The organism is Pseudovibrio flavus (genome assembly GCF_009711345.1).
Taxonomy (GTDB): Bacteria; Pseudomonadota; Alphaproteobacteria; order Rhizobiales; family Stappiaceae; genus Pseudovibrio; species Pseudovibrio flavus.
This window is the reverse complement of sequence record NZ_SMMA01000063.1, coordinates 116,225-135,874: the sequence shown is the minus strand read 5'-3', so window position 1 is coordinate 135,874 and position 19,650 is coordinate 116,225. Positions and strand designations below refer to the sequence as shown.

The window sequence follows — 19,650 nt, the reverse complement described above, 5'->3', positions numbered from 1 at the left end:
TTCACGTAGAATGAGCATTAAACTGAAACCAAAATTCTTCGGCCCTGTGACCATGGAAAGCGCGGGTGAAGGTGTATTTTCCTACAAAACTGAAACCGGCCTGACGGGCAAAACCGGAGCGCCGGCGACAAACGAGGTGGCTGCGCCCTACGATCTCATCATGGCAGCTCTGGCTTCATGCGTGGGCGTTTCTTTGGAGATGATCGCCCGGCAGAAGAAGATTGATCTTGGTGATATTTCGATAGAAGTGAATGCCGCAAAGGCGCTGGACTTACCAAGCCGTTTTGGCAGCTTTGATGTAAGCGTTTCTATGAGCGCTATTGAAGATAAGGAGCAGGCAACACAGCTTCTCAAGCAAGCCAAAGAAATGTGCACCGTCAGCAATACGCTGAACGCTGACGTCACGCTCTCGCTTAAAGAAACCGCAAGCGCTTAGGAGCACACAATGGCTACATACCTTGTGCAGGTTGCTTTTACTGCTGACTCCATCAAAGCATTGGTAGAAAAGCCGGAAAACCGCCTTTCAACCATGATCCCCTTGGTTCAGAAGATGGGCGGCAAGTTCATCGGCTCATGGCTCAGCTTCGGACGCTTTGACTCCACAGCGATCATCGAAATGCCGGACAACATTTCAATTAAAGCATTTGAGATGATGTGTATGTCAGGGGGCGGGCTTCGCTTTTTTGAAGCTACACCGTTGATCTCTTTTGAGGACGGTGTTGAGGCCATGCGCCTTGCTGGCTCGCACACCTACCAGCGTTTTGGCGAAAACTAGCAGCTAACAGAGCCCTCTAAATTCTGAGCCCCGTAGCCACATCTGCGGGGCTTTTTTATTTACCCTCCAAGAACATTTGTAATCAGGCAGGAATTAAGGTTCATCACTTATTGATGCTAATTTTGTACAATGATACATTTCACATAACATATGTACACTTCGGCTAGCCATTCCATCTAGAAGCGCGATCACCTGTGTGAATGGAGATAAAATTGCATAACATCGTACCGAGCGGCCTTGCCGCAGACCTCGAACTACGCGCAAAATCCGGCAAACCTATCCGTATTGGCCTTATTGGTTGCGGTGTTATGGGCACCGATATCGTTACCCAGTGTCGCCAGATGTATGGCATCGATGTTGCAGCAATTGCCGACATCCGACCTGATGTAGCCAAGCAGGCTGTTATCACTGCTAGTGATGGCAAAGATGAAGGCTATCAGATAGTTGAGGGCAGCGACATCACACAAGCCATTGAAGCGGGAAACACCGCGATTTGCGCTGATGCTCTCGCTATATGCCGAAACGAGTTAATCGACGTTATTGTAGATGCCACGGGTAAACCTGCAGTGGGTGCTGATATCGGCCTCTATGCCATGCAGCAGGGCAAGCACCTTGTGATGATGAACGTCGAAGCTGACAACACCATCGGCGCATACCTTGGAGCAGAAGCAAAACGCTTAGGCGTGATTTACTCATTGGGCGCGGGTGATGAACCAAGTTCCACTATTGAATTGATCGAATTCGTAACAGCGCTTGGCTACCCGATCGTTGCAGCTGGCAAGGGTAAAAACAACCCGCTCAAGATTGATGCGACACCGGATGAATACAAGGAAGAAGCAGACCGACGCGGCCTAAACCCGCGTATGCTTGTAGAGTTTGTTGATGGTTCCAAGACCGCCATAGAGATGGTCGCTATTGCCAATGCCACCGGCCTTATTCCGGATATTGATGGCATGCACGGACCATCTGCAAAGCTTGAAGACTTGCACAAGGTTCTATGCCCTGAGGCAGACGGCGGCGTACTAAAGCGCAAAGGCGTAGTTGACTACTCCATCGGTGAAGGGGTTGCTCCGGGTGTATTTGTCGTTGCCGAACTTGCTCACCCTCGCCTACGCGAGCGAATGAATGATCTTAAGATGGGCCCCGGCCCTTACTATACCTTCTACCGCCCTTATCACCTGTGCTCCCTTGAAGTTCCGCTAACCTGTGCCCGTGCAGTGCTTTATGGAAAGGCTGATATGAAGCCGCTAGACAAGCCAGTTGCGGAGGTTTGCGCTGTCGCAAAGCGCGATCTGGAAGCAGGTGAACGACTTGATGCGATTGGCGAATACACCTACCGCGCATGGGCAATGGAAGTCGATAGATCTAGAGAAGATAAGGCCGTTCCGTGCGGACTTCTGGAGAACGGTACAGTTCTAAAACCAATCAAAGCTGGCGAGCTGCTGACTTATGATAACTGCAAGCCGGATGAAACGTCTCGCCTGTTTGAGCTTCGCAAGTTGCAAGACGAAATGGTCTACGGCGCACCAAAGCTGGCAGCAGAATAGACCTGCAACATACTTATCCGAAAACGGGGGCCTCAAAGCCCCCGTTTTTTGTTGTGCCCATTCCTAGAAGTGTAAAGGCAAAAGGGCACCAAAAAGCTGGCGCCATTCTCACAGCGCCACCTCCAAAACTGTAGAAATTCCTTAAAGCTCAGAGATAATTTTCTTCGCCCGCAAAATAGCAGAGGGGCTCATGGAGAGTTCATCCACGCCCATTGCTACAAACTGCGGGATCAACTCTGGTTTGGATGCTGCCTCACCGCAGATACCAACCATTATCTCAGCTTCATTCGCGGCTTTGCAGACAAGGCGAATAGCTTCCATCACTGCTGGGTGATCAGTTTGGTAGAGGTGATTGAGCTTCGGGTTCAAACGGTCAGCAGCCATCACATACTGGGTAAGGTCATTCGTTCCGATCGAGAAGAAATCTACCATCTGCGCCAAAGCAGGAGCGGTAAGAGCTGCGGCAGGCGTCTCGATCATGATACCGACTTCAGGATCACCGTGAGCAACACCCTCTGCTTTCAGCTCAGCAGCGCAAGCGTACATCATCTGTTTGGCACGCCTGATTTCCTCGCCATCTGAAACCATTGGGAACATAACTTTAACGTTGCCATGAACAGCCGCGCGAAGCAAAGCGCGCAACTGTGGTCGGAAAATATCTGGACGATCCAGACACATTCTCAGCCCGCGCCAACCGAGGAAAGGGTTTTCCTCCTCAGGAAAGTCGATACCAGACAGAGGCTTATCGCCGCCGATATCAAGCGTTCTAATGATTACCGGATGATCGCCAAACGCTTTGGCCAGCTCACCATAAACAACCGCTTGCTCGTCTTCGTCCGGCATACTTCTGCGGTCCATAAACAGGAGTTCGGTTCTAAACAGACCGCATCCCATTGCACCGGCTTCTTTTGCAGCCTTTATTTCGCGAAGCGTACCGAGGTTGGCAGCAACCTCAATCCTGCGGCCCGCTTTGGTTACCGGCTCATAGTCACGGTATGCCTCAAGCTCTTTATACTGGGCCTCTTCTTCAAACTGCTTGGCCTTGCAATGCTCAATAACCTCATAGGACGGGTTAAACCAAACATGTCCGGAGGTACCGCTCATCGCTATGGTTTCAAACTTCTGGTCCGCACTTAAGGGCTGCGATAACCCAAGAATTGCCGGTATGCCATTGGCACGGGCCATAATGGCGACGTGTGAAGTAGCACTTCCGCGCATGCATATAATGCCTTGAATCATATCAAGGTTTGCCTTCGCAAAGTCCAACGCGGAGAGGTCTTCAGCAACAACAATACAAGGCGTGCTCAACTCGCTGAGACTCAAGTCTTCCTTGCCCAATAACTTAAGCGCAAGCTGGCGGGTTAGCCCTCTAATATCCTCTGCTCGTGCCTGCATATAGGCATCCGGCATATGCTCGAAACTGTAAGCAAGATCCTCACCAACGGCAAGACATGCAGCCGTTGCCTCTGAGCCTGCCAATATGCGGGTACGGATTGCGCCGATAAACTCTTCATCTGCGGAGACATCAAGTAGAGCCTCAACGATTGCGCTGTCTTCGGGTGTTCCGTTCAACTCACCCTTAAGCTGAGAGCAGACCGCATGGAAAATGGTTTCAAAACGCTGCCATTCCTTGACCTCTTGCCCAGCCTTGACGGTAGAAGACGGCGCAACGATGGCTTCTCGTACATAGACGAAGCCCGAGGCAACGCGGTGGCCTTCACTTGCCGCAATACCCTTAAAGGCTCCCGGGATGGCTGGTTCTGCGGGTATGCTCGTTTTCCGCAGCTCTCCTTCACCACCAGTGCTTCCGGCGCCTGCCTCCGGTTTTTCAACCCGAATGGCATCTTCATCAGAAAGGAACTTTTGCAATACCTCAGAGGCTTGCGCCTCATCTGCACCCACCGTTCGCAGAAGGATAGTCTCGTTTTGTTGAACACCGAGCAGCATCAGCTTTACAGCACTTTTGCCGTTTGCAGTCCTGCCATTTCGAACCACCTCGACCTCACAATCAAAGCCTTTGGCCATCTTGGCAAACTGGGTAGCAGGGCGCGTATGTAAACCTTCTTCGACTTTGACAACAGCATTCACTTCAAGCATGAACCATCCCTCTTATTCTATGATTTGGTGGAGAATTGCTGCGCGGAATGAGCAGCGCGAGTTCGCACCCGCACCGCTGTTGTTGATTTTCAGGTTGCAGCTAAACCTGTTTGACTGGCTACTTAAGCGACCAGTTCGATCACTTTGCCGGACTGTAGCTCGGCACGAATAATCGCAGGATCAACTTCGCCAGCGCAAATTTCACCCGGCCTCATGGCTTCATCTGCACCATTGAAGTTGATGACAACGTGCCCAATGTCTTGCACCTTGGACCATGCCGTTTCGCCAATGGCCGTAACCCCAACTTCTATTGCGCCAATCTTAAGAGTGCTGCCAGCGGTAGGTGCCTGATCAGATTGCTCTTGGACCTTATGCAGTACGGATACTTCAGCTAGCTCTGCTGGTGCTCCGTCTTCATAAAGAATGAGCACTCCCCCCTCCAACAGGTCGGATACTTCCTCGCCAATAGCAGTGATATTGGTTTTATACAGACACATTCCTTGTCTCCTTTAGTGGCGGCGATGATGGGATTACAGCAGGAAGCTTGCACCGTAAGCGATGAGCACCGAAATCGGGCCCGTGATCTGACGGCTGAGCAACAAGGCAGGAACACCAACCTTGATGGTGGAAGGTTTTGCTTCACCAAGGGCCAGACCAACTGGCACGAAGTCAGCACCAACCTGCGTGTTGTAAGCAAACAGAGCAGGCAGAGCCATTGCAGCCGGAATGACGCCAGTACCGATAGCAGGACCAATAATGGCAGCACCAATTACCTGAGCAATAACAGCGCCTGGGCCGAGGATTGGCGAAAGGAACGGCAAGCCGCAGATGGCAGACAGCACCAAAAGCCCGATGATATTGCTACCGAGAGGCTCAAGAACGTGAGCAAGCGCTTCACCAACACCTGTCGCGTTGATAACGCCGATGAGCATGGCAACGAAGGCGATAAACGGAAGAACGTTGCGAACCACCGTATCAATGGTGCGACGACCACTGTTAAACAGCACGTTCACAACATTGCCCATGACACGGCCAACACTGGTGATAAAGCCTAGGAATCCGCCTTGATCTTGTTCTGGCTCAGGCGCTGTTACCTTCTCGGTTTTGGCTTCAGTTGCAGGCGCTGGCGTTGCGGCTGGCGCTGCGGTCTCGTCAGCTTCCGTGGCATAGGACATGTTGCTGACCTTGACCGCAGACACATAGATATCTTCGGTTATGAACTGGGCCAGCGGGCCGGACTGGCCAACAGGTGTGAGGTTAATGGTCGGAATTCGTTTTCTTGGATACACACCGCAGCGGGCGGTACCGCCGCAATCAACCACGACTGCAGCAATTTCACTTTCAATTGGTGGAGATCTAAATCCGTCTACCACCGTAGCGCCGGTCATTTCGGCAAGTTTTCTAGCAACTTCTGGAATATCCCCGCCTGTAACGGCTACGATCTTATCGCGCTGCTCGGTTGGCTCAATAACAAGTGGTCCACCCCAACCACCGGCTCCGCGTTCAACTTTAACAGCTCTGAATTTGGTGCTTAGCATAACATCACCCAATCACTACTTTATTGTTCTAGGAAGTCTTCTTCAGTGGCAGCTATGCAGCTTTAGTGACTTCGATTTCTTCTTCATCGTCTTCGAAAACAACTCCCTCGCGTTTTGCGAGAAATAGAGTGAGCCATTCGGTTACAATGCCTTTGATGACAGCAACGATGAGACCAACAATTAGGTAGAAAAGAGCAAGCTTAGCGACGGAGAACGATGTATCGCCATTCATCGCCAGCGTGGTGATACCGGTTGCAACACCCATCCAAACAAAGAGTTCGCCCGGATTACAGTGAGGGAACAATCCGGTCGTTGGGTGCACCAACGATACAGCAGCATCATAAAATGCTGGCTTGTGACGTTCGCGCAAAAACGTGCCGAACGTATACGCCATTGGGTTTGTAAGAAAGAAAACCGCAAGAAACGGCAGCAACGAATAGCGCAGGATTACGTTCTTCGATGCAAATCTTGCGATGCCTTGAATTCTATGTTCACCGATGAGTTCGATAAGCGCGTAAACAGCGGTCAACAAAACGATAAGTGTCGGCAAAATTCCAGTTACGAACCCTACAAATACTGCTCCGCCTTGGTTGAATACACCAATAAAGGACTCCGCAGCATGTGTTAATACATCTAACATGGTTCCTCTCCATTTCCCGTTAGAGTGTCTCGAGCATCACTTCCCAAAGCTGAGTTGAGGTACGCTCATATCCTCGCCAGACATCTCCCTCTCCCGAGCTGCTTCTGCTTTCTCGATTGCCTGACGGGTTGCACCATGAAGGGCAGCAGAAAAGCGCGCTTTATCGCTGAATAAATCCAGCAGTGCTTCTGGCGTCTGCCCTTGCAAGTCTTTGTAAACTTTGAATTTCGAGAACACTGTTCTGCCGGTCATGGCTTGGAACTTCAGAATTTTTCGGTCGTCCCCAATCACGAGGATCACCATTGCACCTGTTTTGAGCAATGACTTCTGGATACCTACCCCTAGATATCCTGTTTCCCATTGAGAGAGAGTTCGACTAAGCGCGGCCTGATAACGACGAACTTGCACAATTGCACCAAGAGCCTGTAGCCCCCACAGCAATGCCAGTATCAATAGTGCATTTTGGACAAGTTCCATTGTGTTCTCCTGATTCAAACACTGGTCACTTGCGTGAAGTCGAAAACGACTCCACACCAAACGAACATATGTTACACATCTAACACAATTGTTCTTTACCCCGTCAATTTAGTGGAACTTTGTATATCAGAGCGCGAATATGGCTTCACGCAGGGAGAGGCATTTGGAAAGAAAAGCGAAATTAAGCCGGTTACGGTTATTGAAGTGACCCGTTCTACTTAAAATAGAAACCTAGATTCAATCTTGAACCAGTCACATTGTCGCGGTTATTTTCAATGTAATTTCTAAATGTATTATATAAATCGCGCATTAGAATACATATAGAAACACTAGGAAAGATCTATATCTTTCTGCATACAACCATTCCATCAATAGTGCGCAATGAGAAATATCCGAAAATATTACTTCTCTAAGAGAGAACGTGCCGCCCACTCATCGGTTATAAATGTTGTAGGCTCTATCAACCGAATTCCACCTAGAAGCGCATCGACCTTGTTCATCCCACCGGATGCTAGAATACGTCTTTTGGCTTTTTTCAGCGTCTGAGGCGGAATAGACATCACCCGATCGTTCAAAGGTGAAGGGGTCAGTTCGCCCTCAGCTCCGTAGAAATGGAGCATCAAGTCCCCTACTGCGCCAGCTTCTCTTGCTTGCGCTTGTTCTTGCCCACTTATCTGTTCAATCCGGCGGTAGGTTGCATCATCAACAGTAGCGCCGACACTAAGCAACACGACATCCAATGTCTGTGCTATGTCAAAGAGTTCCTTGAGACCGCAGTTGTCGATAAGACGGTGCCGCGTTTCTGCTGAGTCCACGAGCGCAGGTGCAGTCATCAGGAAGCAATCCGCGTTGAAGTTGTCAGCAAATCGCCATGCAAACTCAGCGGGGTTAAACTCCTTGGCTTTCATAATGCCGCCAAGCAGAGAAACAACGGAAAGGTTGGCGATATTGCTTCGCTGGATATGTGCAAGAGACTGTAAGAGCGTACGCCCCCAGCCTACCCCGATCTTCATATCAGGCATCACCAGAGACGAAATGTGTTGACCTATCGCGGCTCCGATTGGCACAACTGCATCGGCATTCGGGTCTGAAAGAGGGACAACAATCACCTCTCCAATGCCGAACTTTTCCTCCAATTCCCGCTCCAACTGAACGCAATTGGTGAGGTTATGGTCAATATTGATCTTCACCTCATTGTTCTCTCTGGCAGCAGCAATCATGCGCAAAACAGTAACGCGGCCAAGGCCCAATCGCTCTGCAATTTCGGACTGTGTCATGCCTTCAATGAAGTACATCCATGCGGCACGGAGGCGTAGTCTGCTAGAACTCTGATCGCCCGCCTTGTCATGGCCCGCTTCACTTGCAGATTTCTTTGCAGACATTCTCACTTACTCCAAATACCTGAGCGCCTTATAGAAAGAACAGGTTGCCCATACTCACCCCAAATGAGCCGAGCGGAGTTATCTGGAAAATATTTCGTCCAAGACGCCGCTCACACAAGGTGAAAACAAGAACATAACATTAGGCTATATGCACATTTGTTCATCCAAACAATCCCGTATTAAACCCACGTATCATTCACAGGCTACCTCCGAGGCAGACCAATATCGTCACCATGGGCCAAGTAGATATGATCGCCCGACACCCAAAATTGGAAGTTCCATTATTTACTAAAACTCAACTATGGCTCTAAGGCGAGATGCGGGAATGCAGATGGCATCCGCACGTCTTGGCCAAACGACACCCAATACGCACATACACCGATTGAATTTTTATGCGAAATTTTTAAAATATTTCAATTATGTAGACTAAGACTCTCTCCTCAACCATAGAGAGCTGCGGACGGAAGCAAGGGAGAGCCAATGTCCTCTCATTCGCCTCGCCTTTATCAAGACATCGGCGAAAAACTCAAAACCCTGATCCGCAATGGCACATTCAAGGTTGGCGATAAGCTACCGCCAGAACGTGTTATCTGTGTTGATTACGGCATCAGCCGAACTGTGGTTCGCGAAGCAATCATCATGCTTGAACTACAGGGCATGGTCTCCGTGAAAAAGGGATCAGGTATCCATGTCATCTCCGAAGTACCGATTAATGAAAGCAGCGGGGATTGCCGGACAGAGCAGGCTCTGCGCCGCCTCATATCCGAAATGCAGGAGGCTGGCCCCTTCGAGATGCTCGAGGCCCGTCAGCATGTGGAATGCCTAACCGTTGAACTGGCTGCATCCAAAATTACAGAAGAGCAGTTAGCCCAGCTTGCGGAAATTCAACAACGGGCAGTTTCCGAGGATCGTGCTCGCGACTCCAACTGGGACAAGGAATTTCACCTTCTGCTTGGCAAAGCGACAGGCAACTCGGTTATAGCGTTGCTCGTCGAGCTAATGTGGGACGGCCGTGCAAAGAACCCACTTTGGAACAGCCTGCACAAGCACATCGACGAAAAAGATCTGAACAGCTGGTGTAAAGAGCATCAGGACATCATGGATGCGCTTGCCTCGCGGGATTCTCGACGTGCGCAGCATGCCATGTGGGCTCATATCGAGAGCACAAAGAACGCGCTTTACAGTGCCTCTTCTGCAATGGATGAGCAGGACGAGCCTGTAGGGACAGCTGCCTAAACTTTCGAGCGGCTAAGAGAATGAATTACGGCGCGGATATCCTCCGCGCCTTTTTCTTCCCAAAATTCGTTGAAATTACAGCCTCTTCCAAACCCCGCCTTCTGATGAGCTTGCAACCGCAGCCTCAATAAACCGAAGACCATCAAGGCCATCTTCAACGCTTGGCAGCAACGCCGCGCAGTCAGGCGCAGGATTGCCCAGAATGTGTGCGCTCAAGACCTCAGCGAATTGATTATACAAACTACCGAAGGCTTCCAGATAGCCCTCAGGATGGCCACCTGGTATGCGCGATACCGCTTGAGCGGGATCACCAGCTCCGTTACCGCCCCGCGTCAATTTCTGGGTTGGCTGACCGAAAGGGCTGTAGAACAGATAGTTTGGGTCTTCCTGTGCCCACTCAAGCCCGCCTTTGTCTCCATAAACCCGCAGTCGTAGGCTGTTTTCATTACCCGGGGCGACTTGGCTTGCCCAGAGCGCGCCCTTCGCGCCGCTGCCATAGCGCAGCAAGATCTGCACGTTGTCATCGAGCACACGGCCATCAACAAAGTGGCTCAGCTCTCCCAGCAACTCCGACGGTTTTTCATTGCTGACGAAGTTGGCAAGGTTATAGCCGTGGCTACCGATATCCCCGATGCAGCCACCGGCCCCTGAACGTTTGGGGTCTGTTCGCCAACTGGCTTGCTTTTGGCCGGTCTGTTCCAGCGGTTCTGTGAGCCAGTCCTGCGCATATTCAACCTGCACAATCCGAAGCTTACCAATCGCGCCGTCTTGCACCATGGCCCGCGCCTGCCGGATCATCGGGTAACCCGTGTAATTGTGGGTCAGCATGAACAGCTTGCCTGTTCTCTTAACAATCTCAACAAGCTCAGCACTTTCCTCAGCGCTGGTCGTCATTGGTTTATCGCAGATCACATGAAAGCCAGCTTCCAGCAACAGCTTCGCAGCGGGAAAGTGCAGATGGTTCGGTGTAACGATAGAAACAACATCGACCCTGTCGGTGCGCCCTGCTTCCTTCTCCACCATCTCTTCTACGCTCGCATAAGCGCGATCCGGCGAGATATATAGCTCGCTAGCGGAGGCTTTCGCCCGCTCTGGGGCCGACGACAATGCTCCTGCGACAAGCTCATAGCGATCATCCAGCCTTGCAGCAATGCGATGAACAGCGCCGATAAACGCACCCTGCCCGCCGCCAACCATACCAAGGCGGAGGCGACGCCCAAGGCGTGCGCTCTCAGTTTCCGAGGAAGAAGTTTCGCTCATATCTGTACCTCGTGTTCAGGAGAGCCCAAGAATGCGGCGGTTGGCAGCTTCATCAGTTCCCGTACCTGCAAAGTCGTCGAAGGCATGCTCTGTCACGCGGATGATATGGTCCTTGATGAACTGCGCTCCCTCCCTTGCTCCATCTTCTGGGTGCTTTAGCGCGCATTCCCATTCAAGAACGGCCCACCCATCAAAATCCATCGCTGTAAGCTTTGAGAAAATCGACTTGAAGTCCACCTGACCATCGCCGAGAGACCGGAAACGTCCTGCACGGTTTACCCAGCTCTGATAGCCCGAGTAGACGCCCTGCTTTGGTGAGGAATTGAACTCGGCATCCTTGACGTGGAAACTCTTAATGCGATCAGCATAGACATCAAGGAAGCCAAGGTAGTCCAGTTGCTGCAAAACGAAGTGGCTCGGATCATAAAGGATGTTGGCGCGCGAATGTCCTTTCACCTCTTCAAGGAACATCTCGAAGGTGATGCCGTCATGCAGGTCTTCACCCGGATGGATTTCGTAGCAAACATCAACACCAGCCTCGTCAAAAGCGTTCAGGATGGGCAGCCAGCGTTTACCTAGTTCTTCGAATGCAGTCTCAACCAAACCTGCCGGACGCTGCGGCCACGGATATACATAGGGCCAAGCCAACGCACCAGAAAATGTCGCATGGGCGTTCAAGCCCAGATTTTTTGAGGCTTTCGCCGCAAGCATCAGCTGGCTAGCAGCCCACTCTTGCCGCGCTTTCGGATTGCCGCGAACCTCTTCGGCAGCAAAGGCATCAAACATTTCGTCATAAGCTGGATGGACTGCTACCAACTGCCCTTGCAAGTGGGTAGAAAGCTCTGTCACTTCCATGCCATGGGTAGCGAGCATACCCTTTATATCATCACAGTACGCTTTGCTTTCGGCAGCCATCTCCAAGTCAAACAAGCGCTTATCCCAACTTGGAATTTGCACTCCCTTGTAGCCAAGGTTACCGGCCCAACCAGCCATATTTTCAAGTGTGTTAAACGGGGCATCGTCGCCCACAAACTGCGCTAGAAACAGCGCAGGGCCTTTGATCGTTTTCATGTACTTCTCCTCCCCGAAAAGCAAAATGAGCTGATCTCTAAACTATGGTTCACTGAGCGCGGCTGTGCTTCGCCGCACCATCAAATTCACCGGCAAAACGGTTTGCCGCGCTTGGTTATTTCCGGATGCACAGTCCTCTACAGTGCCATTAATTCTGCGCAGCAATTTACCAGCTGCCTCCTGCCCAATCTCGAACCTTGGCTGACGTACAGTGGTGAGAGGCGGGATGAAGCGGGATGCGATCTCAATGTCATCGAAACCAACAAGAGAGACATCATCTGGCACTGACAAACCCATGCGATCCAGCTCTGACATAAAGCCAAAAGCGATCTCGTCACTCATGCAAAAAATGCCAGTTGGCCGCTCTTCTAGCACCTGCCAATGACGCGCAGCCTGCGCGCCTGCCTCTATCGAAAAATCACCTTCGAACAACCAGCTATCAGGAACGCCCAAGCCAATATCAGTGAGGGCTGATAAGAACCCTTCTTCACGCGCTGCCGTCAACGGATTGTCGGCAGGTCCACAGACCATGCCGATTTGACGGTGCCCCAACCCGAAGAGGTGCTCAACGGCGAGCTTCGCACCCTGCTGGTTATCGATTCGCACTGACGCGTACCGACCGTCTGCACCCCACTCACAACAGTAAACAACTGGCGGAACATCAAGGGTTTGCACGGCATCTGTGAGGGGTCTGAGGTCTAGTGAGCCGTCCAAAACCAGCAGGCCATCCGCCTGATTCATGAAGAGAAAATCGAAGGCTCTATCACGCTGAAAACCAGCTTGGGCACTGTCTACGACTAGCAGTCGGAGCCCTGCTTCTGAAAGCACGCTCTCGATACCGGAAAGGATTGAAGAGAAAAAGGGATTTCCAAGATTCGGCACAAGTGCAACCACTGCCCCAGCCTGTTGGCGACGCAAATTTCTCGCGGTTTGGTTGATGCGATATCCGGTGATCCGAACCGCCTCCATAACCTTTTCGCGCGTTGCGTTGCTTACCTTTTCCGGCTTGCTGAGCGCCCTACTTACCGTAGCTGTAGAAACGTCTGCAACAACTGCAACATCTTGTACCGTAACAACTTTCACTTCCCGTATCCGCCCAATACTTACTCTTATTGCAGAGTGCCCACTATTTATGGTTGACTCGCATCGATTTCACAGGCAACGATATAAATGTAATCGATTGCAGTCAAAACATTTCTGTCAGCAACCAATTACTTTTAGTCAAATGGCCTTCATAGGACGGGAGCGAGGGCCGGTTTGTATTTCGGATTACTGGGAGGATAATCCACATGCTTAAGACCAAGGCAATTCTTGCCGCCGCAACTATGCTTGCCGGCGTATCAACTGCATATTCCGCAGACCTTGAAGTTACTCACTGGTGGACCTCTGGCGGCGAAGCAGCTGCTGTGAAGGTTTTCGCTGATGCGGTGAACGCCAGCGGCCACAACTGGGTAGACGGTGCTATTGCTGGTGGCGGCAACGCACGCCCAATCATCATCAGCCGTATTGCTGGCGGCGACCCAATGGGCGCGACCCAGCTCAACACTGGCCGTGATGCCGAAGACCTCATCAAAGCCGGTTTGATGACCGACCTCACCGAAATTGCTGAAAAAGAAGGCTGGGCCGACTTCATCCGCCCTTCCAAGCTTCTCGACAGCTGTCGCTATGAAGGCCGCATCTACTGCGTACCGGTCAACATTCACTCATTCCAGTGGATGTGGTTAAACCGCGGCGTTTACGAGCAAAACGGCCTTGCAGTACCAACCAACTGGACCGAGTTCGTCGAAAGCTCTCCAAAGCTTGCTGAAGCTGGCGTTACTCCACTAGCCGTTGGCGGCGAGCCATGGCAGCTGAGCGGCATGTCCGGTGTGTTTCAGGTGGCACTAGGCGGTGTAGATCTTTATCGCCAAATTCAGGTTGATAAGAGCGTCGAAGCTGCTGGCGGCCCTGAAATGAAGAAAGTTTTCGAGGCGATCGCACAGGCTCGTACGCTGGTAGACAACGGCTACGTGGGTCGCGCTTGGAACGACGCTACCAACATGGTGATTACCGGCAAAGCTGGCGCGCAAATCATGGGTGACTGGGCGCAGGGTGAATTCTCTGTAGCAGGTCAGGTTGCTGGACAGGACTATGACTGTCTTCCGGGCCTTGGAGCCAACCCTGTTCTCGATACCGGCGGCGATGCCTTCTTCTTCCCGAAAACCGGCGATGATGAAACCACAGCTGCGCAGCTTGAAATGGCATCTCTACTCGTCTCCAAGCAGGTTCAGGTAGACTTCAACCTCAAGAAAGGGTCTTTGCCAATTCGCGGCGACATCAATCTTGATGATGCAAACGCATGCATGAAGAAGGGCATCGCGATCCTTTCTGACCCTGAGAACATCCTTCCGGGTTCCGAGCAGTCCTTCTCCTCTGACACACAAGGCCAGATGGAAGATCTCTGGGTTGAATTCTTCAACACTCCAGAAATGACTGTTGCAGAAGCTCAAGGCCGCTTCGTGGAAATCATCGAGTTCGCCGACTAAGGCGCCTCTCCTCACCAAGATCAAATGGATGGGTCGGCTTTACCGCCGACCCTCCTGATTTCCATGGGAGACGTGTTGATGTCTGTCGCCAAGCGGCCCAACCCGCTATTTAGAAACCTCAACGCCAAAATCGCGGCAATGCCGATGATCGCCACTACGCTGATCGTCTTTCTAGGCTGCTCTATTTGGACGGTTGTTTATTCCTTCACTAAGTCGCGCGGACTACCCGCTGAAGAGTTCATTGGGTTTGCGCAATACGAGCGCCTCTTCCGCACCTCCCGCTGGCTTATGTCCATGGAAAATATCGCCATTTATGGCGTTCTTTCCCTCACGATTTCCTTTATTGTCGGCTTTGTTCTCGCGGCTCTGATTGACCAGAAAATCCGCTTTGAGGATACATTCCGTACAATCTACCTCTACCCCTTTGCTCTGTCCTTCATCGTGACCGGCATTGTCTGGCAATGGATCTTGAACCCATCGCTTGGCATTCAGGAAACGGTTCGCTCTTGGGGCTGGGAGAACTTCACCTTTGACCTAATCGCTAACCGAGGAACTGTACTCTACGCGCTGCTGATTGCGGGTATCTGGCAAGGCACGGGCTTTGTTATGGTTCTTATGCTTGCAGGTATTCGCGGCATCGATAGCGAAATCTGGAAGGCCGCAAAGGTAGACGGCATCCCAACATGGAAGACCTATCTGTTTGTGGTCATCCCTATGATGCGCGGCGTTATGATTACGACACTCGTTATTGTCGCTGCTGGCATTGTGAAGCTGTACGATCTTGTCGTCGCAATGACACAAGGTGGTCCAGGGATCGCCTCCGAAGTTCCCGCAAAATACGTTTACGACTTCATGTTCGCTCGCGCCAATTTGGGTCAGGCCCTAGCCGCGTCCACCGTCATGCTCACTACCGTTCTCATTATTCTGATCCCTTGGATCTACCTTGAGTACGGCAAGAAAAAACAAGCACGATGAGGGGGCGCATATGACTGTTGAAACCTACGATATCGCGCAGAAGACACCGCGCTCCAGTAAATCCGCCGCTCGTGAACCAGCAGGCGCGAAGCCGATAAAACGCATCGATCCAGGGCGGATTATGCTTTATTCCGTGCTACTTGTTGCAGCCGTTTATTACCTGCTACCACTTTATGTGATGGTGATGACGAGCCTTAAGGGCATGCCAGAGGTGCGCCTTGGCAACATCTTCGCGCCGCCGCTGGAAATCACCTTCGCCCCCTGGGTAAAGGCATGGGATACCGCTTGCACGGGTCTTTACTGTGAGGGCCTAAAAGTCGGCTTCTGGAATTCTGTCCAGATCACCATTCCAAGCGTGATCATTTCCATCGCCATTGCATCAGTGAATGGCTATGCCCTCTCCAACTGGAAGTTCAAAGGCTCGGAAGTGTTCTTCACTATCCTGATATTCGGAAGCTTCATTCCTTATCAGGTCATGCTCTATCCGCTGGTGATTATCACACGTGAGCTGGGGCTGTTTGGTTCGCTTCAGGGAGTTGTGTTCGTGCACACCATCTTTGGCATGCCAATCCTGACGCTTCTGTTCCGCAACTACTTCGCTTCATTGCCAGAGGAACTGTTCAAAGCTGCCCGCGTTGATGGCGCAGGCTTTTGGGGCATTTTCCTGAAAGTGCTCGTGCCGATGTCGGTCCCGATTTTCGTTGTGGCGATCATCCTGCAGGTTACCGGTATCTGGAATGACTTCCTGTTCGGCGTCATTTTCGCAGGCGTCAAGAACTTCCCGATGACCGTCCAGCTCAACAACATCGTAAACACCACGATGGGTGTGACGGAATACAACGTCAACATGGCCGCTACGATCCTCACCGGCGCCGTGCCTCTGGTGATCTACTTCGTCTCCGGACGTTTCTTTGTACGCGGTATCGCCGCTGGTGCCGTGAAAGGATAAGACCGATGAACTCTATCAGTATCCGTGATCTGTCCCTGAAGTTTGGCGATACGACCGTCCTCAACCAGCTAAACCTAGAAGTAGCCGAAGGCGAATTTCTCGTCCTTCTGGGCGCTTCTGGCTGTGGCAAGTCTACCTTGCTGAACTGCATCGCTGGCTTGCTTGATTTGTCCGAGGGACAGATTTTCATCAACGGAAACAATGTCACCTGGGCTGAACCCAAAGATCGAGGCATCGGCATGGTGTTTCAGTCTTATGCGCTGTATCCGCAGATGTCAGTGCGCGGTAATCTCACCTTCGGCCTCAAGAACGCCCGCGTTCCCAAGGATGAAATCAATACTCGTGTGAAACGCGCTGCTCAAATGCTGCAAATCGAGCCATTGCTTGATCGCAAGCCAGCTCAGCTTTCTGGCGGTCAGCGTCAGCGCGTTGCCATTGGCCGCGCCCTTGTGCGCGACGTCGATGTGTTTCTCTTCGACGAGCCGCTTTCAAACCTTGATGCAAAGCTTCGTGCGGAACTGCGCGTTGAGCTGAAGCGCCTGCACCAGAACCTACGCAACACCATGATCTACGTAACCCACGATCAGGTGGAGGCCATGACATTGGCAGACCGCATTGCCATCATGCGGGGCGGTGTTATCCAGCAGCTTGCAGACCCTTACACCATCTATAACCATCCGGTGAACAAGTACGTGGCAGGCTTTATTGGATCGCCTTCCATGAACTTCCTAGATGGCATGTTCGGCGGCGGCGATGCGCCAACTTTCAAATCTACGGGACTGGATATCCAGCTCGGTCGATACGGCTTTAAGGATGGCTCATCGGATCAAGCACCGATCTACCTCGGCATCCGCCCTGAGCACGTACAAGCTGGTGAGGCCTCTCGCGAACTACCGTTCACACGAGACATTAATGTCGAGGTTGTCGAGCCGATGGGATCAGACACGTTGATCTGGACGTCTCTTGAAGGCCAGCCTTTCCATTTCCGCATGGACGGGCAAGCCCAAGTGGACGTGGGTGAAACCCTTCAAATCGGTTTTGATCCGGCCAAAGCATCCCTTTTTGACAAAGCTTCTGAAATTCGTCTTTAACCCAAACATTCGGAATTCAAATGAATTTTTCCCTGCAATTATATAGTGCGCGTAACTTCCAGCCTTGGTCCAAAGTTATTTCGGACCTTGCTGCTATGGGGTACACGCAGGTTGAGGGCTTCGGCGCTAACTACGAAGACCCTACAGCGACAAAAGCCCTTCTCGATGCAAATGGCCTGACCATGCCTTCCGGCCACTTTGGTATCAACGATCTTGAAGGTAATCTGGATGAGTGCCTCAAGATCGCGGCAACCCTTGGCATTAAGAATATCTACGCTCCCTATCTAGATGCCACTGAACGGCCGACTGACGAAAAAGGCTGGGTGGCGTTTGCCAAAAGACTCGCAGCGGTTGGCGAAAAGGTCACCGTGGCAGGCTTCAACTTCGGCTGGCATAACCATGACTTTGAGTTCCAAAGTGAGTTCGGTGGCCGCACGCCGATGGAAATCATCCTGACAGAAGCGCCCGAAATCGACTGGGAAGCTGACATTGCATGGATCGTTCGCGGCGGGCATGATCCGATGGAGTGGATCCAGAACTACGGTAAGCGTATCACCGCCGTACATGTCAAAGACATTGCCCCTCAAGGGGAATGCGCGGACGAAGATGGCTGGGCCGATGTTGGCCACGGCGTTGTTGCATGGGGTCAGATCCTAGCGGCATTGGAAGAGTGCAGCCGAGCCTCCATTTTTGTTATGGAGCACGACAACCCGAGCGACTTTGATCGCTTTGCGCGCCGCTCTATCGCTTCGGTCAAAATGCTGGAAGGCGTATAATGGCAGACACTCTTAGCATTGGTATCATTGGCTGCGGAAATATCTCGCAGACCTATCTCTCCCTCGGTCCCAAATTTCGCGGACTAGATCTGCGCGCCTGCGCCGATATCAACATGGAAGCAGCCGAACAGAGAGCATCCGAATACGGAGTTCGCGCTGAAACGGTAGACGGACTGCTGGCAGCGGATGACATCGACATCATCGTAAACCTCACCATTCCGGCTGCTCACTTTGAGATTTCCAAGCGCATTCTAGAGGCAGGCAAGCACGTCTACTCCGAAAAACCGTTTGTTCTATCTTTGGCAGAAGGTCAGGAACTGGCCACTCTAGCCAAGGAAAAGGGGCTGCGGATTGGCTCCGCCCCTGACACGTTCCTTGGTGGATCACATCAGCTTTGCAGGTCTCTGATCGATGACGGCGCAATTGGTAAGGTTTCCAGCGGCACATGTCATGTGATGAGCCGCGGCATGGAGCATTGGCATCCGAACCCCGACTTCTTCTTTAAGGACGGCGGCGGACCAATTCTGGACCTTGGCCCGTACTACATCACAAACCTTGTCCAGCTGTTAGGGCCGGTTAAAAGCGTTGCCGCGATGACATCCATTCCGTCACCCGAGCGCGTGATTACATCGCAGCCTCGCAACGGCGAAACCATCACAGTTGAGACGGAAACGACCATTCACGCGTTACTATCCTTTGAAAGTGGTGCCACCATTACCTTTGGTGCCAGCTGGGACGTGAAAGACCATAGCCACAACCACATGGAACTCTATGGTGAAACTGGCACGCTTTATGGTCCTGATCCCAATTTCTTCGGCGGTGAAGTACGCGTTGTTGATAGCGAAGGCACGTCAAAAAACATGACAGCCAGCGACCACCCCTTCGCAGTGCCAAACCAAAATCACGGCAACATGGGCGATCTTGCAAACTACCGTGCTGCAGGTCTTTCCGACATGGCACTCTCAATTCTTGAAGGAAGAGAGCACCGCTGTAATCAAGATCTGGCTTTGCATGTTGCAGATATCATGTTCTCGATTTTGCAATCCGGCAGGGAGCGCCGTTTCATTGATCTTGAAACAACCTGTCAGCGCCCCGCGGCATTGGGCGCTAAAGAAGCACAAAGCCTCTTGCAGTCTCATCCCGTTGAGTCTGCATAGAAGAAAGGCGCCGCAGGATACCCCCAGCGGCGCCTTTTTTGTCTCCAATACGTGCGAAGCTTATTCGCCGGAAATGTAAATCGCTCTGAAATCGTTGACGTTTGTACGGGTCGGGCCGGTAATCACGCTGTCCCCGATGGCTTCAAAGAAGCCG

Annotated in this window: 19 protein-coding genes and 1 pseudogene; 10 read left to right on the top strand and 10 right to left on the bottom strand. The window is 51.8% G+C overall.

Annotated elements, in window-relative coordinates:
* Positions 1-10: 10 nt before the first annotated feature.
* From E1162_RS12505 to E1162_RS12495, 3 genes are all read left to right on the top strand, one after another.
* Positions 11-436 carry an OsmC family protein gene (locus E1162_RS12505; protein WP_155131367.1) on the top strand — a complete coding sequence of 142 codons (426 nt, stop codon included), beginning with the start codon at positions 11-13 and terminating at the stop codon, positions 434-436.
* Positions 437-445: 9 nt separating this feature from the next.
* Positions 446-775, top strand: coding sequence for a GYD domain-containing protein (locus E1162_RS12500; RefSeq protein ID WP_155131364.1), 330 nt, complete (start codon positions 446-448; stop codon positions 773-775).
* A 212-nt stretch (positions 776-987) separates the two neighbouring features.
* Positions 988-2,322 carry an NAD(P)H-dependent oxidoreductase gene (locus tag E1162_RS12495; RefSeq protein WP_257098945.1) on the top strand — a complete coding sequence of 445 codons (1,335 nt, stop codon included), beginning with the start codon at positions 988-990 and terminating at the stop codon, positions 2,320-2,322.
* 141 nt (positions 2,323-2,463) lie between these two features.
* On the opposite strand, the gene ptsP is transcribed toward E1162_RS12495, so the two are convergent.
* From ptsP to E1162_RS12465, 6 genes are all read right to left on the bottom strand, one after another.
* Entirely contained in the window at positions 2,464-4,419 is a 1,956-nt protein-coding gene (ptsP, locus tag E1162_RS12490) for a phosphoenolpyruvate--protein phosphotransferase (RefSeq protein ID WP_155131358.1), read from the bottom strand.
* A gap of 122 nt (positions 4,420-4,541) precedes the next feature.
* The gene (locus E1162_RS12485; protein ID WP_155131355.1) at positions 4,542-4,916 is read right to left on the bottom strand and encodes a PTS glucitol/sorbitol transporter subunit IIA; all 375 of its coding nucleotides are present in this window, start codon (positions 4,914-4,916) and stop codon (positions 4,542-4,544) included.
* A 33-nt stretch (positions 4,917-4,949) separates the two neighbouring features.
* Entirely contained in the window at positions 4,950-5,957 is a 1,008-nt protein-coding gene (srlE, locus tag E1162_RS12480; protein ID WP_155131352.1) for a PTS glucitol/sorbitol transporter subunit IIB, read from the bottom strand.
* A 52-nt stretch (positions 5,958-6,009) separates the two neighbouring features.
* Positions 6,010-6,597, bottom strand: a complete 588-nt coding sequence (gene srlA, locus E1162_RS12475; protein ID WP_155131349.1) for a PTS glucitol/sorbitol transporter subunit IIC — start codon at positions 6,595-6,597, stop codon at positions 6,010-6,012.
* A 36-nt stretch (positions 6,598-6,633) separates the two neighbouring features.
* The gene (locus E1162_RS12470; protein WP_155131346.1) at positions 6,634-7,074 is read right to left on the bottom strand and encodes a transcriptional regulator GutM; all 441 of its coding nucleotides are present in this window, start codon (positions 7,072-7,074) and stop codon (positions 6,634-6,636) included.
* A gap of 401 nt (positions 7,075-7,475) precedes the next feature.
* Entirely contained in the window at positions 7,476-8,456 is a 981-nt protein-coding gene (locus E1162_RS12465) for a sugar-binding transcriptional regulator (RefSeq protein WP_155131343.1), read from the bottom strand.
* A gap of 480 nt (positions 8,457-8,936) precedes the next feature.
* On the opposite strand from E1162_RS12465, the gene E1162_RS12460 reads away from it, so the two are divergent.
* Positions 8,937-9,692 (top strand): FCD domain-containing protein, encoded by a 756-nt coding sequence (locus tag E1162_RS12460; protein WP_155131340.1) that lies wholly within the window; start codon positions 8,937-8,939, stop codon positions 9,690-9,692.
* Positions 9,693-9,767: 75 nt separating this feature from the next.
* On the opposite strand, the gene E1162_RS12455 is transcribed toward E1162_RS12460, so the two are convergent.
* The 3 genes from E1162_RS12455 to E1162_RS12445 are packed head-to-tail and all read right to left on the bottom strand — an operon-like array spanning position 9,768 to position 13,106.
* A complete protein-coding gene (locus E1162_RS12455; RefSeq protein ID WP_155131338.1) occupies positions 9,768-10,952 on the bottom strand; it encodes a Gfo/Idh/MocA family protein in 1,185 nt (394 codons plus the stop codon).
* Between the two features lie 15 nt (positions 10,953-10,967).
* Entirely contained in the window at positions 10,968-12,023 is a 1,056-nt protein-coding gene (locus E1162_RS12450) for a sugar phosphate isomerase/epimerase family protein (RefSeq protein ID WP_155131335.1), read from the bottom strand.
* Positions 12,024-12,065: 42 nt separating this feature from the next.
* Positions 12,066-13,106 carry a LacI family DNA-binding transcriptional regulator gene (locus tag E1162_RS12445; RefSeq protein ID WP_371311927.1) on the bottom strand — a complete coding sequence of 347 codons (1,041 nt, stop codon included), beginning with the start codon at positions 13,104-13,106 and terminating at the stop codon, positions 12,066-12,068.
* A gap of 206 nt (positions 13,107-13,312) precedes the next feature.
* On the opposite strand from E1162_RS12445, the gene E1162_RS12440 reads away from it, so the two are divergent.
* The 6 genes from E1162_RS12440 to E1162_RS12415 all read left to right on the top strand — a co-directional run bounded on the left by E1162_RS12440 (position 13,313) and on the right by E1162_RS12415 (position 19,496).
* Positions 13,313-14,548: an ABC transporter substrate-binding protein gene (locus E1162_RS12440; protein ID WP_155131332.1), complete on the top strand. Its 1,236-nt coding sequence runs from the start codon at positions 13,313-13,315 to the stop codon at positions 14,546-14,548.
* Positions 14,549-14,626: 78 nt separating this feature from the next.
* Complete coding sequence (locus tag E1162_RS12435) at positions 14,627-15,523, top strand: carbohydrate ABC transporter permease (RefSeq protein ID WP_155131328.1); 897 nt, start codon at positions 14,627-14,629, stop codon at positions 15,521-15,523.
* 10 nt (positions 15,524-15,533) lie between these two features.
* Complete coding sequence (locus E1162_RS12430; protein ID WP_155131325.1) at positions 15,534-16,472, top strand: carbohydrate ABC transporter permease; 939 nt, start codon at positions 15,534-15,536, stop codon at positions 16,470-16,472.
* A 5-nt stretch (positions 16,473-16,477) separates the two neighbouring features.
* Positions 16,478-17,563 carry an ABC transporter ATP-binding protein gene (locus tag E1162_RS12425; protein WP_155131322.1) on the top strand — a complete coding sequence of 362 codons (1,086 nt, stop codon included), beginning with the start codon at positions 16,478-16,480 and terminating at the stop codon, positions 17,561-17,563.
* Between the two features lie 20 nt (positions 17,564-17,583).
* Entirely contained in the window at positions 17,584-18,339 is a 756-nt protein-coding gene (locus E1162_RS12420; RefSeq protein WP_155131319.1) for a sugar phosphate isomerase/epimerase family protein, read from the top strand.
* Positions 18,339-19,496 carry a Gfo/Idh/MocA family protein gene (locus E1162_RS12415; protein ID WP_155131316.1) on the top strand — a complete coding sequence of 386 codons (1,158 nt, stop codon included), beginning with the start codon at positions 18,339-18,341 and terminating at the stop codon, positions 19,494-19,496. Before E1162_RS12420 ends, E1162_RS12415 begins: the two co-directional genes overlap by 1 nt.
* 60 nt (positions 19,497-19,556) lie before the next feature.
* Here E1162_RS12415 and E1162_RS19805 read toward each other — a convergent pair.
* Positions 19,557-19,650, bottom strand: a pseudogene (locus E1162_RS19805) (MOFRL family protein); the annotation flags it as partial.

Excerpts from the sequence above, each read along its gene's own strand:
- E1162_RS12505 (WP_155131367.1), top strand. The coding sequence starts at position 11 with ATGAGCATTAAACTGAAACCAAAATTCTTCGGCCCTGTGACCATGGAA.
- E1162_RS12500 (WP_155131364.1), top strand. The coding sequence starts at position 446 with ATGGCTACATACCTTGTGCAGGTTGCTTTTACTGCTGACTCCATCAAA.
- ptsP (WP_155131358.1), bottom strand. The coding sequence starts at position 4,419 with ATGCTTGAAGTGAATGCTGTTGTCAAAGTCGAAGAAGGTTTACATACG.
- E1162_RS12485 (WP_155131355.1), bottom strand. The coding sequence starts at position 4,916 with ATGTGTCTGTATAAAACCAATATCACTGCTATTGGCGAGGAAGTATCC.
- srlE (WP_155131352.1), bottom strand. The coding sequence starts at position 5,957 with ATGCTAAGCACCAAATTCAGAGCTGTTAAAGTTGAACGCGGAGCCGGT.
- srlA (WP_155131349.1), bottom strand. The coding sequence starts at position 6,597 with ATGTTAGATGTATTAACACATGCTGCGGAGTCCTTTATTGGTGTATTC.
- E1162_RS12470 (WP_155131346.1), bottom strand. The coding sequence starts at position 7,074 with ATGGAACTTGTCCAAAATGCACTATTGATACTGGCATTGCTGTGGGGG.
- E1162_RS12465 (WP_155131343.1), bottom strand. The coding sequence starts at position 8,456 with ATGTCTGCAAAGAAATCTGCAAGTGAAGCGGGCCATGACAAGGCGGGC.
- E1162_RS12460 (WP_155131340.1), top strand. The coding sequence starts at position 8,937 with ATGTCCTCTCATTCGCCTCGCCTTTATCAAGACATCGGCGAAAAACTC.
- E1162_RS12455 (WP_155131338.1), bottom strand. The coding sequence starts at position 10,952 with ATGAGCGAAACTTCTTCCTCGGAAACTGAGAGCGCACGCCTTGGGCGT.
- E1162_RS12450 (WP_155131335.1), bottom strand. The coding sequence starts at position 12,023 with ATGAAAACGATCAAAGGCCCTGCGCTGTTTCTAGCGCAGTTTGTGGGC.
- E1162_RS12440 (WP_155131332.1), top strand. The coding sequence starts at position 13,313 with ATGCTTAAGACCAAGGCAATTCTTGCCGCCGCAACTATGCTTGCCGGC.
- E1162_RS12435 (WP_155131328.1), top strand. The coding sequence starts at position 14,627 with ATGTCTGTCGCCAAGCGGCCCAACCCGCTATTTAGAAACCTCAACGCC.
- E1162_RS12430 (WP_155131325.1), top strand. The coding sequence starts at position 15,534 with ATGACTGTTGAAACCTACGATATCGCGCAGAAGACACCGCGCTCCAGT.
- E1162_RS12425 (WP_155131322.1), top strand. The coding sequence starts at position 16,478 with ATGAACTCTATCAGTATCCGTGATCTGTCCCTGAAGTTTGGCGATACG.
- E1162_RS12420 (WP_155131319.1), top strand. The coding sequence starts at position 17,584 with ATGAATTTTTCCCTGCAATTATATAGTGCGCGTAACTTCCAGCCTTGG.
- E1162_RS12415 (WP_155131316.1), top strand. The coding sequence starts at position 18,339 with ATGGCAGACACTCTTAGCATTGGTATCATTGGCTGCGGAAATATCTCG.